This window comes from Buttiauxella cochleicola, assembly GCF_021283185.1.
GTDB classification, from domain to species: domain Bacteria; phylum Pseudomonadota; class Gammaproteobacteria; order Enterobacterales; family Enterobacteriaceae; genus Buttiauxella; species Buttiauxella massiliensis.
In genome coordinates this window covers 204178-220998 of the sequence record NZ_JAJSOS010000010.1, presented here as the reverse complement: position 1 = coordinate 220998, position 16821 = coordinate 204178, and the positions used below count along the sequence as shown (strand labels likewise).

7 protein-coding genes are annotated in these 16821 nt (G+C 47.7%); 2 read left to right on the top strand and 5 right to left on the bottom strand.

Annotated elements, in window-relative coordinates; all coding sequences use genetic code 11:
• The first annotated feature begins 6 nt into the window (after positions 1-6).
• Together LVQ76_RS16660 and LVQ76_RS16655 are read left to right on the top strand one after the other, a co-directional pair.
• Positions 7-9210 (top strand): Ig-like domain-containing protein, encoded by a 9204-nt coding sequence (locus LVQ76_RS16660; protein ID WP_232922084.1) that lies wholly within the window; start codon positions 7-9, stop codon positions 9208-9210.
• Positions 9211-9269: 59 nt separating this feature from the next.
• Positions 9270-9620 (top strand): tryptophan synthase subunit beta, encoded by a 351-nt coding sequence (locus tag LVQ76_RS16655; protein WP_232865794.1) that lies wholly within the window; start codon positions 9270-9272, stop codon positions 9618-9620.
• A gap of 269 nt (positions 9621-9889) precedes the next feature.
• On the opposite strand, the gene lapD is transcribed toward LVQ76_RS16655, so the two are convergent.
• The 5 genes from lapD to LVQ76_RS22395 form a co-directional block, all read right to left on the bottom strand.
• Positions 9890-11830 (bottom strand): cyclic di-GMP receptor LapD, encoded by a 1941-nt coding sequence (lapD, locus tag LVQ76_RS16650; protein WP_232905184.1) that lies wholly within the window; start codon positions 11828-11830, stop codon positions 9890-9892.
• 10 nt (positions 11831-11840) lie between these two features.
• On the bottom strand, positions 11841-12479 hold the full coding sequence (gene lapG / locus LVQ76_RS16645) for a cysteine protease LapG (protein ID WP_232865800.1): 639 nt from the start codon (positions 12477-12479) through the stop codon (positions 11841-11843).
• Between the two features lie 82 nt (positions 12480-12561).
• Positions 12562-13428, bottom strand: a complete 867-nt coding sequence (locus LVQ76_RS16640; RefSeq protein WP_232922083.1) for an amino acid ABC transporter substrate-binding protein — start codon at positions 13426-13428, stop codon at positions 12562-12564.
• A gap of 1 nt (position 13429) precedes the next feature.
• Positions 13430-14344, bottom strand: coding sequence for a transporter substrate-binding domain-containing protein (locus LVQ76_RS16635; protein WP_232922082.1), 915 nt, complete (start codon positions 14342-14344; stop codon positions 13430-13432).
• On the bottom strand, positions 14334-16529 hold the full coding sequence (locus tag LVQ76_RS22395; RefSeq protein ID WP_232865790.1) for a putative bifunctional diguanylate cyclase/phosphodiesterase: 2196 nt from the start codon (positions 16527-16529) through the stop codon (positions 14334-14336). The genes LVQ76_RS16635 and LVQ76_RS22395 overlap by 11 nt, the downstream gene beginning before the upstream one ends.
• Positions 16530-16821: the final 292 nt, after the last annotated feature.

Below are 16821 nucleotides of genomic sequence, written 5' to 3'. Positions count from 1 at the left end.
CATGTGGTGGTCAGCGTCAACGGCCAGAATTTCTATGGCACGGTGACCGATGAAAACGGCCAGTTGCGCTATACCGTACCGGTGGCGACTGCGGCACTCTCCGAAGGCAGCAATGACGTGCAGGTGATGGTGACCGGCACCGACAGCGCGGGTAACGCCACCACGGCAATTGAGCACAAAACGGTGGTGCTGGACATTCATGCGCACAATGATTTAACCATCGATACCGTAGCGCGAGATGACATCGTTAACCACGCTGAATCTGAGCGAAACGTGCATATCACGGGCCAGGTTAGCGGCAAAGATGCGCAGTCAGGAGATCTTGTGGATGTAATGGTGCAGGGGCATCATTTCAGCGGCACTGTTTATGCTGATTCACAAGGCCACCTATACTATGACGTCGCCATCCCGCGCGACACACTGGTTGAGGGCGATACCCACGCGCAGGTGACGATTACTAGTCAAGACAATGCCGGCAATACAGCAATTGCCACCCATACACATGACTTCTCCGTCGACCTGCACGCTGAAGCGACGATTACGGTTAACGGCGTTACCGAAGATAACAAACTGAGTCATGCTGAACTGGAAACGCCGAAACAGTTGATCACCGGAGAAGTGGGTGGTGATGCGAGAGTGGGCGATAAAGTTTCTATTGAAATCAATGGCAACCATTTTGGTGGGAAAGTTATCGATTTAGGCGGCGGCAAGCTGGGTTACCAGATTCCAGTAGATTCCTCGGCATTCGGCGACAATAACGCTCACATTAATAAGGATGTGACATTTACGGCGTCTGTGACATCACACGATGCGGTAAACAACGAAGTCACCCAGACCACCACGCACACTGTTCATGTTGATAACTTCGCGACCAATGGTTTCACCATTGATGAAGTTGCAGGCGATAACGTCATCAACATGACTGAGTCGCGCATGCCAACGTTTATCAGCGGTACTGCGAGCGGTGATGCAAAAGCGGGTGATGTGGTTGAAGTCAGCGTAAACGGTCAGACCTATACAGGCAACGTGGTCGGCAACCCAGGCCATCTGTACTACAACGTGGCGGTGCCATCCAGCCAGTTCAAAGAAGGCACCAACGACGTTCATGTGAAATTGACCAGCCACGATAAGCTGGGGAACGAGGCTGTTACTGAACATCAAAAAACGGTCACGGTTGATACGCACGCTGAAAACACCGCCACAATCGATAAAGTCACCACCGACAACACCCTGAACCACACTGAGTTGGGCAACCATACTCAGACCATCACCGGTGTGGTAGGCGGCGATGCTAAAGTCGGCGATGAAGTAACGATCGAGATTAACGACAAGTATTACGGCGGCCATGTTGAGACGATTAACGGCCAGTTGGGTTATAAAATTGACGTTCCTTCGGCTGAGTTCAGTGATAACAAAGGGCAGGTTGAAAAAGATGTGACGTTCACTGCTAAAGTCATTTCACATGATGCGGCGGGTAACGAAGCCATCGTTGTGACTGAACATACTGTTCATGTTGATAACTTCGCCGTAAACGATCTGACTATTGATACTGTGGCGGGCGATGATTGGGTCAGCAAAATAGAGTCCAACAGAAATACCATTATCCGTGGTGCAGTCACTGGTGATGATGCAAAAGCTGGCGATGCTGTAACCGTTCGTGTGTCAGGGGTTGATGCTTCTGGTCATCCTGTACATCATGATTATTCAGGTCATGTGAGTACTGATCCTAACGGGCATCTGTTTTACTCAGTGCCAGTGCCACCAGGCGGGCTTTATGAGGGGCTCGACACGGTTAAAGTGTCTATCACCAGCCACGATTTGGCTGGCAACACTGTCACTACTTCACACACGCATGATATTGCGGTCGATACCCACGCGGATGCCACTATCTCAATTGATAAGGTCACCGAAGATAACGTTCTTAACCATGACGAACTGGATACCCATAGTCAGCTGATAACTGGTGTGGTTGGCGGCGATGCCAGAGTGGGCGATGTGGTGAATATCGATATTAACAATCACCACTTTAGCGGCAACGTTATCGATTTAGGCGGCAAACTGGGCTACCAGATCCCGGTTGATTCCACTGCGTTTAGCGATAACCAAGGCAAAGTCGACGGTAAAGTCACCTTTACTGTATCGGTCACCTCGCACGATGAATTGCACAACGTGGTCACCGTGAGCACCGATCACACAGTTATTCTGGATAACCACGCCGAAGCACATATCACTATGGATACCGTGTCCGGCGATAACATTATCAACCAGCAGGAATCCAAACAGCAGCACACCACTAAAGTCAGCGGTACGGTGAGCGGTGAAGATGTGCATGAGGGCGACAAAGTTCTCATAACGGTGAATAACAATACTTATGAAACGACCGTTGAGCACCAGCCGCATCTCCATGGCGCGCTGGGTTACAGCGTGGATGTCAGTACTCGGGACATTATGGCCGATCCGAAGGTGACGGCACATATTGTCGGTCATGATGGCGCCTTAAACTACCAGCCAGCAGAGGTCACGACAGACTTAAAGGTTGATCTACAAGCCGAAGCGAGCATCACTATCAATAAAGTGACCGGCGACAACATGATCAACGGTGAAGAGTCGCAGCATGATTTCACTACGGTTTCAGGAACTGTAGGCGGTGATGCTAAAGAAGGCGATCTGGTTACTCTGCACATTAACAACATGGATCTGACGGCAAAAGTGACTCGCGACAGCAGTGGTCACCTGGTGTGGACCAAAGAGGTCAGTACCCATGATCTGATGGCGGATCCAAGCTTCACCGCAACGGTAACCGTTACTGATGAGGCTAATAACAGAGCATCAGCAGAAGCGAAGCAGGATATCGTTGTTGATACTAAGGTTGAAGCCACTATCTCCGTTGATAATGTGACTGCCGATAATACTCTTAACGGCGACGAACTGAAGCATGGCTACACACTGGTGAGTGGTAAGGTTACAGGTGAAATGCAGCCTGGTGATCCACTGACTCTGAAGGTGAATAATCACACCTATAATGGAGTTGTGGAAAACCTTGGTGTCGATGATCAGGGCAAAGTCATCATGGGTTATCACATCCCGGTGGTCACTACTGATATCCAGGCAAATCCAAATATCCACGCCAGTATCGACGTTACCGATACGGCAAAAAACCACACTGTTGCCACAGCCGATCACAACGTTGGCATAGACGACCATGCTGAAGCGTCCGTGACGATTAATATTGTTTCGGGTGACGATGTGCTAAATGGACTCGATCAACAATCTCCGAACACGATAATCAATGGTCGCGTCGGTGGTGAAGTGACAGACGGGGATATCGTCGATGTGACTGTTGATGGCGTGGTTTATCATGCCACAGTAGGGCCGCAGACATTCCTCGGAGGTGGTTTGGGTTACACCCTGGAAGTGCCGACTCAAGGTCTGGTGCATAATCCTCATATCACGGCAACCATCTCCATGGATGATGCAGCGGGTAATACTGCGACGGTGGGTGCGACGCGTGATGTTTCTAGCGATGACCATGCGTCTGCAACCGTCACCATTGATCGTGTTACTGATGACAACACAATCAACAATGCAGAGGCGCACTTACCGCATACCACTATTACTGGGCACGTTACTGGTGACGTTCACCTCGGCGATGTCGTTGATCTCACTGTAAATGGCCAACATTATTATGGTGCCGTAAGCAATCAATCTAATGGTCTGGGTTATAGCATTGACGTCAGTTCCGATGATTTGATCTCCGGTGGCAGTAAACCGGTTATTCATGCTGAGGTGACAGGCTCAGATGCAGCCGGGAATACCATTAGGGCAGACTTTGACCGTGTGGTGAATATCGATACGCGAGCTGATGCTGAAATTCATATAACTCCGGGATCTTTAGAATTAAATAGCTCCCACGATTTTTGGATCATGGAAGGAACGGTTGGCGGTGATGCTAAAGAAGGCGATCTGATAGAAATTACTGCTGGCGGTAAAACTTACAATACGCATGTCATTAAAGATAATCTTGGTCATCTCGTGTTCAATGGCGACCACTTAATTGACCCGACGACGGGTGGAAAGGCGTATATCAACCCTCATGATTTAGATGCCAATGCCGACATTACCGTCAAGATTACTACCACAGACAGATACGGTAATACCGAAACGGCCAGCGATCACATGCATGCCAACCTGCCGTGGCCGCCTACCGTTGTTACCGACCCTAACCATGGCAATACGACTACGCCTCCACATGATGGCAACAATGGTCACACCACTACGCCGACGGTGCCTCACGTTAACATTACCGTGAGTCCGGTCGCAGGCGACAACTGGATAAACAACACTGAATCTAAATCTGACAATGGTCAGACAGTGATTCGCGGAACCGTATCAGGCGATGTACATGTAGGTGACCAGGTCATTATCTATCTCGGAACCCGGCCTTATCACGGTGAAGTCTTCGAGCGCCCTAATCTTCCTGGAGAGTATGGTTATGCAATTAAGGTTGATACCGATGAGCTCCAGAACCACCCAGGCTTCAGCGTCACAATGTTCGGTGGAACAAGCCACGCTGAGGGCATGGTTATTTTTGATACCGACGTCTCCGCCCAAATTCATCTAAATGATATTGCGGGTGATAACACGATTAATATTGTGGAGTCGCAAGGTGGGACGACCACCATCAGCGGAACAGTATCTGGCGATAATATACATGCCGGTAGTAACGTAACTCTGATGGTTAACAACCACCAAATTACGACTCAGGTAAGCGAAGATCCGACCACTCATAAATTGGTATTTAGCCAGGAAGTGAGCATTGACGATCTGCGTCAGGATCCGAATGTCAGCGTGAGTGTGACTGGACGTGATGAGCACGGTAACGCTATTACGGTTACGGACGGCAAAACTGTTGCCGTTGACACCGAAGTTTCAGCCCATATCACCGTCGATAACATCACTGATGACAACATCATCAACTTGAACGAGAGCAAAAATGCCACCACTGCCGTCACCGGTAAGGTTTCGGGTGATGTAAATCCTGGCGATCATGTCACGCTGACAGTTAATGGGCATGAATATACTGATGTGGAAGTGGATCAAAATCTCAGCTACAAGGTTGATGTCTTAACCAGTGATCTGATGCAAGGCAAGTCGGTAACAGTCGAAGTCACAGGGCATGATGCGGTTGGGAATGTCATCACCACACAAGAGACTCACGGTGTTAGTGTTGATACCAGCGCCAGTGCCACCGTCACAATTAACACGGTTTCGGGTGACAATATCCTCAGCGCGAAGGATCTTCAGTCAGGTAAAACTGAAGTGAGCGGTGTGGTGGGTGGTGATGTGGCTAAAGGTGATGTAGTAACCATTACAGTCAACCATGTACCGACTCAAGTCACCGTCATTGAGTTACCAAATATGAACGGCCAATTGGGCTACATCGCTCAAGTTAATACTTCCGATCTGCAAGCCAATCCAAATATTCATGTCTCGGTCAGTGGGGAAGATGGCGCGCATAACAGTTTCGAAGCGCATAGTGATAAGTTGCTGACAATTGATGACCATGCGAATGTCAGCCTAAATATCAATAATGTTTCAGGCGACAACGTACTGAATGCCGTCGAAAGCAATCAGCCCAAAACCGAAATTACCGGTACGGTCAGGGGCGATGTTCATGCTGGCGACAATGTGATGGTGACCGTTAATGGCAATACCATTCCCGCGACGCTTCATGAAACTGGGGGCGGTAGCTTAGCCTTTACGATTCAGGTCGACACTGTTGACCTCCTTCAGGACCAGAAAATTACTTATTCAGTAACCGGTGTTGATGAGGTGGGTAACACGGTGACTATCACCGGAGAAAACACCGTTACCATTGATCAGGTTGCTTCAAACAAAATCAATATCGGCACCATTTCGGGTGACGATAAAGTGAATATTGTCGAGCATGATGCGGGTACCACTCTGGTCACTGGGGTCGTGACGGGGGATGCACATGCGGGCGACCCTGTTACTTTGACAGTCAACGGTGTGTCTGTACCTGGCGGCGTTGTCGCCGAGGTTAATGGTAAGCTGACCTACGAAATTCCTGTTTCGACCAGCGTGTTACATGAAGGGGATAATACCGTTGTTGTGACAGTAACGGGTCATGATGCTCCGGGTAACATCGCAACTTCAACTGATACCCACACCATTACGCTTGATACACAAATTCATGCTTCTATCACTCTTGATCCGGTAGCAGGCAACGATGTTATCAATGCCGCAGAGTCTGACTCTGTTTCTGTTAAAGGCGTGGTTAGTACGGATTCCGATGCGAAGCTGGGTGATGAAGTCACAGTGACGGTGAACGGCAAGTCGTTCACGGGTGTGGTTCAGGATATTAATGGTCATCCGGGTTACGACATTCATGTGGATAAAGGGTATCTGCACGAAGGGAGCAACACCTTTGATGTGAGTATCAAAGCAACGGATGGTGCTGGAAACGAAATCACTGTTCATGCGGGACATGAGGTGCTGATGGATACGCAACTCAACGCCTCCATCACTCTGGACACGGTGGCTGGAAACAATGTCATCAATGCTGCAGAGTCTGACCATGTTTCTGTCACCGGCGCGGTGGGTAGGGATACAGATGCACAGCTAGGCAATGAAGTGACGGTGACGGTCAACGGCAAGTCGTTTACAGGTGAGATTAAAGTTATTAATGGTCATCTGGGTTACGACATTCATGTAGACAAAGGGTACCTGCACGAAGGGACAAACACCTTTGATGTGAGCGTCTCTGCGACAGATGCTGCCGGTAACGCAATCACCGTACATGACTCACACGATGTGCATGTGGATACGCAGCTTGGTGCCACCATCACGCTCGAGCCGGTTGCGGCGAACGATGTCATCAACGCCGCCGCTGCTGACCATGTTTCGGTGACCGGTACGGTGGGTACGGATTCCGATGCGAAGCTGGGTGATGAAGTCACGGTGACGGTGAACGGCAAGTCGTTTACGGGTGAAGTTAAAGAGATTAATGGCCACCCTGGTTACGACATTCATGTGGATAAAGGGTACCTGCATGAAGGGACAAATACTTTTGATGTGAGTATTAAAGCGACAGATGGTGCCGGAAACGCAATCACCGTTCATGCCGGGCACGATGTGCATGTGGATACACAGATTGGTGCCACCATCACGCTCGAGCCGGTTGCGGCGAACGATGTCATCAACGCCGCCGCTGCTGACCATGTTTCGGTTAAAGGTGTGGTTAGTACGGATTCCGATGCGAAGCTGGGTGATGAAGTCACGGTGACGGTCAACGGCAAGTCGTTCACGGGTGTGGTTCAGGATATTAATGGTCATCCGGGTTACGACATTCATGTGGACAAAGGGTACCTGCACGAAGGGACAAACACCTTTGATGTGAGCGTCTCTGCGACAGATGCTGCCGGTAACGCAATCACCGTACATGACTCACACGATGTGCATGTGGATACGCAGCTTGGTGCCACCATCACGCTCGAGCCGGTTGCGGCGAACGATGTCATCAACGCCGCCGCTGCAGACCATGTTTCGGTGACCGGCACGGTGGGTACGGATTCCGATGCGAAGCTGGGTGATGAAGTCACGGTGACGGTGAACGGCAAGTCGTTCACGGGTGTGGTCCAGGATATTAATGGGCATCCGGGTTACGACATTCATGTGGATAAAGGATACCTGCACGAAGGGACAAATACCTTTGATGTGAGTATCAAAGCGACTGACGGTACCGGAAACGAAATCACCGTTCATGCCGGGCACGATGTGCATGTCGATACACAGCTTGGTGCCACCATCACGCTTGAGCCAGTGGCAGGGAACGATGTCATCAATGCCGCAGAGTCTGATCATGTTTCTGTTAAAGGCGTGGTTAGTACGGATTCAGATGCAAAACTGGGTGATGAAGTCACGGTGACGGTGAACGGCAAGTCGTTCACGGGTGTGGTTCAGGATATTAATGGTCATCCGGGTTACGACATTCATGTGGATAAAGGATACCTGCACGAAGGGAGCAACACCTTTGATGTGAGTATCAAATCGACTGACGGTGCCGGAAACGACATCACCGTTCATGCTGGTCATGAAGTGCTGATGGATACCCATCTCAACGCCACCATCACCCTGGACACGGTGTCAGGCAACAATGTTATCAATGCCGCAGAGTCTGACCATGTTTCTGTCACCGGCACGGTTGGCAGGGATGTCGATGCACAACTGGGCAATGAAGTGACAGTGACTGTCAACGGCAAGTCGTTCACCGGTGAGATTAAAGTAATTAATGGCCATCTGGGTTACGACATTCATGTAGACAAAGGGTACTTGCACGAAGGGAAAAATACCTTTGATGTGAGCGTCTCTGCGACGGATAAAGCTGGTAACGCAATCACCGTTCATGACTCACATGATGTACTGGTGGATACCCACGCTGACGCTAAGATCACTATCGATAAAGTGACAGGTGATAACCACATAGACTCGCATGAAGCGCATCATCATGTGACTCATATTACCGGCCAGGTTGATAGTTCTGATGTAAATGCCAACGATCATATGAACGCCACTATCAATGGCAAACATTATGACGTGACATTGCACGAAGATAATGGGCACTTGACCTACGACATTCCGGTAAATACCGCCGAACTTCATGCTGGTAAAAATAACGTGGATGTTTCCGTTGCTGCTCACGATGAGCATGGCAACACCAACGTGTTCCATCAAAAGGCTGATATTACGATGGATGCTCCATCCCATCACGGCAAGCATGACGTGGATATTGCTGACAAATCACTCCATGCTGCTAATGCACCTTCTCACGATCATGGATTAAGCAACTTGTTTGGTGATGACAATGACTCGTTCTCCTTTAATCTTGCCCATGATTCGAAAGGTCATCACGGCGATGAAGGTCTGAAGGTCTTTACTGGCAAAGAGAGTGCTCATTTCGACAAAGTTGATCTCAGCGATTTGGCTCATGAGCTGCACGAAGGCACGGATATTGCGCAGATGATTAAGGTTGTTGAGCATGGCAAGGGCAGCGCTGCCGATGCAGTTGCTCCAGCGCCGGCTGTTCCTGGGCATACCGGCGATGCACATCATGCCGGCTATGACTCAGCTGGTTCTGCGACCCATTCACTGGATCACTTAATCCCAAAGCCTGAGCAGTTCCACTCATAATTGAGAGTCACCGCCCTTTACCGGGCGGTGATATCACATGCACTTAAAAGGTATTGAAAATGTATTACGTTCAACGTAATGAAGAAGGCCAGTTAACACGGGTTGAAAGCGAGCCGTTTAGCGGCATGACGGGTGAGATTTTCTCACAGACTCCGGAGATTGCAGCCTGGAACAGCGCCCGTGATGTGGTTGATGGGACTTTACAGAATCGAGAGTTGCTTCAGCGAAGCGACCTGGAAATGGTCCGCGTTCTGGACGATCTGATTTTTTTGCTGATTCAAAAAGGCGTGATAACCATTACTGATTTGCCAGCAATGGCACAGGTTAAGCTGATGAATCGTGCGCAGGCGCGCCAGGGATTGGGTGGGTTAGAGGATTTATTAAACTCTGACGACCAGGGCATCTTCTAAATAGCCGTCATATTTCGAGCTGCTTCTGCGTTGACTGCGTTCACAAACCCCAGTCACTTACTTTTGTAAGCTCCTGGGGATTATGCGGCCCATCCATGGGCCTTACCCCTTTGGGGACGCTGCAAGCAGCGTTCAAATTTGTTCCAGACAAATTTGTTGCTCTCTTGCCGCCTTGATGCAACTCGAACTATTTAGGCTACGCATTAGTGAACGCGTTTAATGGTTTGTAGGGTGGATAAGCGAAGCGTCATCCACCATTTTTTTACTGCTTAAAACGGAGCTGGTTCACCCAACAACTGCCCCATCGCACCATAAATCCCCACCTCTTGCAGCACTCGCAGTTCACCTTCGGTTTCTACTCGCTCGGCAATCAATGGTAGATCAATGTTGTTTGTCGCACCGTGTAACACGTCAATAAACAATCGCTTATCGTTTTCAATATCAATATGGCGGATATAGCTGGAGTCGATTTTCAGATAAGCCAGGCCCCATTGTGACAGGTGGCCAATCATATCGAAGCGACTACCGAAGTGTTGCAGGCCCAGGCCACAGCCATAATGATTCAGCGACTTGATAAATACTTCCATCTGCTCAGGTTCTGGCAACTGGTTTTCATCCAGCTCCAGAATTAAGCGGTTGGCAAGCTGCGGGCTTTGCTTCAGTGGGCTAAGGAGCTGTTTGATACTCGCTTCATTCGCCAGTGAATTTCCGGACAAGCTGAGCGCCAGATAGCCTGGGTAGCTTTTCAACTGCTTCAGGGTCAGGCTCAACATCACCTGGTCAAGACGTTGGCTCCAGCCAAAGCGGTGAATCCATGGCAGGAAGCGGCCGGCGGTAATGCTGTTGCCGTTTTCATCCACGATGCGCGACAACACTTTGTAATGAATAATTTTCTGTGTATTTTTACAATCGACAACCGGCTGGAAGAATAACTGGAACTGCTCTTTACTCAACGCATTTTCAAGGCGAGTAAACCACAGATGTTGGTCTTCCAGGGCGGCGTCAGTTTGTACCACAGGCAGGAAGTTAGTCTGATGCGTGGTATGCGTTTCTGATTCCGTCAGCGCGCGGTCAGCCTGAACAATCAGCGACTGTGCTGAATCGCCGTAGCTAAACGGCACCATTCCTGTATGTGCGACAGGGTTCATGTCTGACATACCGGTGGCATAGAATGCGGCAAGCTGCTGATTGAGCGAGTTTTGCAAATTCAGCATTTCATTATGTGTGACACCCGGGCAGAGCAGGGCGAATTCACCACCACGGATACGCGCAAGAATACTGTCTGAACCGGCGTATTGGTTTCTCACCACATTCATCATATCGGCAACATGTTTGAGCAGGTTGTCAGTATGCGGGCCGCCAAAACGTTGGTTCAAGCCACCCAGATCCTGAATACGCAGTAACAGTAAATATCCTGATGCGGTTTCTTCGTCGCTTAAACGTGTTTGCATCTGCATATCGAAAGCACGGCGGTTAGCAATACCTGTCTGGCTGTCGATATAGGCTTCATTGTGCAGGCGTTCACTGTGCTCAGCTTGATCTTCAAATAGCGTTTTGAGTTTGGTGACCATCAGGTTCATGGCTTCAACTACACGGCGCAGTTCTGGGGTTTTCGGTAAGTCGATCTGAGTCAGATATTCACGACGAGTAATAGCTTGCGATTGTTTAACCATGTAATTGAGCGGGCGTAACTGGCGGCGTAATAGTGCAGCACCTGCCAGAATACACACGACGCTACAGGCCAGCATCCACAGAAGGTTCGCCAGCGTGCTTTGCCACAAACGCTTAATCGCAAACACTGGGTTGCTTATCACCTCAACACGGGCTGCTTGTTGCCAGCCGCGCATAATGGTTGCTTCTGCGGGTTGCGGAGAGACATTGACCAACGAGACAAACCAGGCTGGAACCTCAGGTACGGACAAAGAGGCGGTGCGCTCAAGAATAGTTTTGCCGCTAGCTTGATCGATAACACGGATAGCATCGTAATAACCGCTATCAAAAATCGAGCTGACCATCAGTTCGATCATCGCGGGATCGTCAACGTGCGGAGTGAGTGATAGGCCCAGTGCGGTTGCAGCATCCTGCGCATGTGAAAGCAGCTGATTATTGTACTGCTCTCGAGAACTTTCGAGATTAACAATAAAACTGCCGCTGAATATAATCAGCATAAAAAGAAAGATAGCTATAAGAAGCTGTTTGAAAAGAGACACAGGCTATTTCCTATTCATCAATCGGGAAACCCTCTTCCCGCATTTTTTTCAACACATCCTGCCAGCGAGAAAGGCGCTTACTATCCCCGACACGTTTATTATTCTGACTTCCTGGTAACCACAGACCGTTATCATTGAAGGAATACACAGGTAATAAATCCGTACGCTTGGTTGCAGGTAAAATGTTATCCGTCAAACTATCAAGTACTATCGGTATTGCATCGGGTGTTTCGTACCAGGTTAATACCATATGGGCTTTATCAAGTCGTAAGGCTTTAACGTAGGTAATACGCAGCTTTTCTCCTGAAACACCTAGCTGACGTAATGTGAAATATTTAGCGATGGCGTAGTCTTCGCAATCTGCTTCCCCTTTTCGAAGGGATTCTATCGGTGTCGCCCAGTAGTCAATTACGTGCCAGATATCAATATCTTCACGATAGTGCAGCTTCTGGTTAAAAAAGTGATTCACTGCACTTAATTGTTCAGACTCACTTTTGTTTCGCTGCTCAAGCAGCAACTGCTGCCAGTCATCAATTCGCTGCCCGGCGTCAATAGGTGCAGGGCCATACAGTTTGTCGGTGCGTTGTTGAATGGTGGTGAAATCCCATGCAGCACGTAGCGAGTTTCCCGCCAATAACAACAACAGCATGCCAGAAAATATGAAATGCGTAGCGAGTCTGGTATGCAAAAATTTCCTGACTGAGTTCAATTACACGTCCACATCGAGGCGCTTAATGTTGAGTATTCTGCGTGTTTTTCATGACCACTTTTTGCGCCAGCCATTTACTGGTTAGTTGAGCATTGAGTGGTGATTCGAATATTTGGCCCAGTGTTTTGTCGACAAAAGCCACAAACAGTGGGTCTTCTTTTCTCATCATAAGGGCATATTTCATTTTATCACCAACAACCTCAGACGAAACGGTGAAATCTTCAGGGTGTTCACTTTGGTTGATATACGGATAAGCCAGAATATCATCTAATATTAATGCGGCTGTACGTTTTTGCATCATCATATCGAAAGCATCTTCCACAGTATCTGAAGTCACAATCGAAAGGCTAAGATTTTTTTCGCGATTAATCCTGTTCAATTCTAATAGGTCTTTAGAGCCGCGCGGCACAGCAATGGCTCTGCCTTTTAAATCATTAAGAGATTTAATATTATTAGTGCGGAGGGAGATGATTCGCATGTTTGCAACAAAGTAATCAACCGAAAAAGAGACGCTGTTTTGGCGCTCAGGTGCAACAGTGTTAACGCTGCAATCTAAATCAATCTTACTGGAGTTTAGTGCAGAGACACGCTCGGTAAATAAAATGGGAATATAATGAATAGCAAGTTTTTTGATACCCAGACTTACTCGTAATTGATCAGCAATCATATTACACAGTTCAATGGTGTACCCCGTGACTTTGCCATCGCTATCGCGGAATGAAAACGGCTCAAGCTGGCGATAGCCTATGTTTATCGTACTGCTCGATTTAATATGATCCAGCGTAACCGATTTTTGTTCTGCGGATAGTTGCTGGGATACCATGGAAAATGGTAACAAGATCAACGCGCTGAACAGATACTTAATCTTAAGATTAAATGAATTTTTCATTTTAGTTCGCATGGGTTGATGTTGATACAATTAATGCTTTTAGCGCATCCGACATGGGAATATTGAGATTTATCGACTTAGGCGGTATGGGGGACATAAACCAGTGTTGATAAAAACGCGGAAAGTCTTTACTGATGAGAATTGAACGCATGGCATCATCGATAAAGTTTTTAAATTCCCGGTCATTTAACGGCAGGAGCAAGCCTGCAGGTATCGGCTGGCTAAACACCTCATCCGATATTTCGAACTCATCAGGATTAGGGGATTGGGTCATCATACCTTTAAGTAGCACGTAGCTTGAAATTAATGCAGGTAATTCCCCCGATTCAAGGCTCTGAAATGCTGCATTGTTATTATTTTCTAGCTCTATATTGAGATTGAGTTCGTTCACATTATTAAGTTGATGCAGTTGCTCAACATAGATTGTGCCACTTTTCACTAGCACACTGTGGCCGGCTAAATCTTCGATTGTGTCGGTGTGATTATTTTTTCGTGTGATAAAGCGTGTGCTGGAAAAGAAGAAGGGGAGGGTAAACTCTGCTTGTTGGTGGCGTAACTCTGAATAAAATGCCGGAATGCACATCATATCCGTCGCGTGGTTTTTGATTAAAACAAATTGTGAGGCAGTGCTACTTTTGACCCAGCGAACTTTCAGATCTTTTAGTTTTAATTTTACTTTAAGTGCATCAACGATTTTATTACAAATATCTATGGAGTAACCCGCTGGATGCTGGGACTCAACATACGAAAATGGGAAAGCATCATCTTGATAGCCGAGCGTGATGGTTTTTGTCTCGGCTATCCTGTCCAGGGTTGGTTTACTATGAATGTTATGCGCCCGGCACAGCGGGCTTATCAAAAGCAATAGAGCAATGGCCAGATACGAGTTTCTACAAAACCATGGCTTATTCAGCATTGCAAACCTCGCCATCAATGACTTTATTACCAAAGGTTGGCTCCAGATCTTTTTCTGGCAACGGTCGACTGTAATAGTACCCTTGTACGTTTTGGCAGGAAATACGTCGTAAAATAGTCCGCTGCTGTTCGGTTTCGACACCTTCAGCCGTCACACTCATGCCATATTTCTGGGCAAACTGAATCAGCATCACGACCAGATATTGACTGGCACTTTCTTGTTCCAGTTTCATAATCAGCGTGCGGGCGATTTTTATGCGTGTGAATGGATAAATAAGCAGGTAATCCAATGCTGCGTACCCGGTACCAAGGTCATCCATTGCAATTGAGATGCCCATCTCGCGAATGCTATTAAAGACGGGTAGTGCGATAGACTGATCCAGTTTTTCGGATTCAGTGACTTCGATTTCAAGGCGGTTTGCCGAAAGGCCACTTTGTTTCAGCGCATCAACAATAATATCCAGCAAGCCTGGGCTATGAAGTTGATAGGCCGAGATATTGACCGCAACTTTTATTGATTCCGGCCATTTGGCCGCAGCCATACACGATTGGCGAATAATCCACTCGCCCAAGCGTATAATCAGACCTGATTCTTCAGCAATATTAATGAAGTAATCAGGGTATATCAGACCTTTGGTTGGATGATTCCAACGAATAAGCGATTCATAACCACAAACAGTTTCATTTTCCAAATCGACAATCGGCTGGTAGTGCAGCACAAACTCATTGTTATCGATGCTATTAATGATTTCCTGGTTCACAAACACACTGTTGGTGTGCTTCATCATCATGCCATCTTCAAAGAAGTGGTAGCAGCCACGGCCACTGTGTTTTGAGGCATACAAGGCCAAATCGGCATTAATCATTAATGTTGTCGCGCTATTACCCTGAGAAGGGGCCGTGACAATACCGACGCTGCAACTGATCGCAAAAGAGTTGGTGCCGTAGGTAAATGGAATGCTTAATGCACGGACAATTTTTTGCGACAGCGCGGCGGCTTCCTGATTATTGTCAGACTTCACGCTTTGCAGAATTGCGAACTCATCACCGCCCAAGCGGGCAGCAAAATCCATTGGCCCTAACAGCAGTGATAGACGTTGCGCCACGCCAATAAGTACTTCATCCCCTGCCGAGTGGCCGAAGGTATCGTTTACCGGTTTAAAGTTATCAAGGTCAATAAGCAGAAGGTTGAATAGTTGACCATTCTGATTCACTTCGCGGATGCACTTATCAAGAGCCTGGCTAAAGGAGGCGCGGTTCGGGAAGCCGGTCAGTGAATCATGGTGAGCCATGTACTCCATTTTTTGCGACATCTCCTGCATTTTTTGCAGGTAATCTCGTTCAACCATCGCTACGCGCAGTTTTTCAATTGCTGAAGCAAGCCTCCCGATTTCGTCATCCTGGTCCAGGTATGGAGTAATCAGATCGGTTTGTTCGTGTGCAATGCGGGTCAATGAGTTTATAAGCACTGGTACCGGGCGGAACAGGCGGCGCATAAAGATGGTCACAAGCGCCAGAGTGCACAATAAAATCAATGCCAGAATGACAAAGGTCTTCTTCAGCATGGCGTCATAAGCCGCATACAATTGGCTTTTATTACCAATACTGCTGATTAAGCTGCCAAGTATTTCACCTGATGGCGCAAGGATTGGAACGGCGCTAATAAAGCACTCTTTTCCATTAATAGTGGCAAAGCCAATGTAATAGTTCACCAGAACGTCTGTGGCTCTTTGCCCTTTGAAGGTGATTTTTGATTCTGGTGATTCCGAATTATTGCTGATGCCCTGAAAGCCTTTTTCCGGCGTATAAAGGAAAAGCCATGTTGGATTGCGGGTTTGTACTGAGGCGAGCGCCAGCACATCGACTGGGTTATAACCGGTCTGGATGACAGAGTCCGGATCACCGAGTTTGTGCTCCGAGACAATTCGCGTGATTTGCCCCGTAGGGCTCGTTCCTACAGCAACATTGGTATACACGTTACGTACAATGTAAGTCATTATCTGAGCATTCGCTTCAGCCTGGTGAACCCATTGCTGGTACGAGAAACTATCAATCAGGCCCCAACCAGCACATGCACCCGCACCAAACGCAATCAGAACTCCAGCCAATAAGAATTGGGTGACTTTCCCCGCGATAGAATGGTGCCAACCTTTTACGCTTTTAAGCGCGAAAAAATTTTTAGCCACAGATTGTTAGTTTCCTAATGAACGCGAATGACTCATGAATTAAAGATTTGGTATTAACTCATTGCTATATATTGTCTGGTTGTTGCTTTTATGTGAGTTTTTTTATGAAGTGTGTCAGACGTTGCGTCAACAATAATGAACTATTGTGTAACATTATTGATGATTATATTTATAAAGGAAAAATGACGCGCCGGGACTATAGTTAACCCAACAGGTCAAGTCAATCATAAAGAATGTACATTAAACACTAATTTAAGTATTGATTGATCCTCTTTAACATTCCAGTTAAATA

Coding starts and splice junctions, on each gene's coding strand:
- LVQ76_RS16655 (WP_232865794.1), top strand. CDS start 9,270: ATGTATTACGTTCAACGTAATGAAGAAGGCCAGTTAACACGGGTTGAA.
- lapG (WP_232865800.1), bottom strand. CDS start 12,479: ATGCTGTTGTTGTTATTGGCGGGAAACTCGCTACGTGCTGCATGGGAT.
- LVQ76_RS16640 (WP_232922083.1), bottom strand. CDS start 13,428: ATGAAAAATTCATTTAATCTTAAGATTAAGTATCTGTTCAGCGCGTTG.
- LVQ76_RS16635 (WP_232922082.1), bottom strand. CDS start 14,344: ATGCTGAATAAGCCATGGTTTTGTAGAAACTCGTATCTGGCCATTGCT.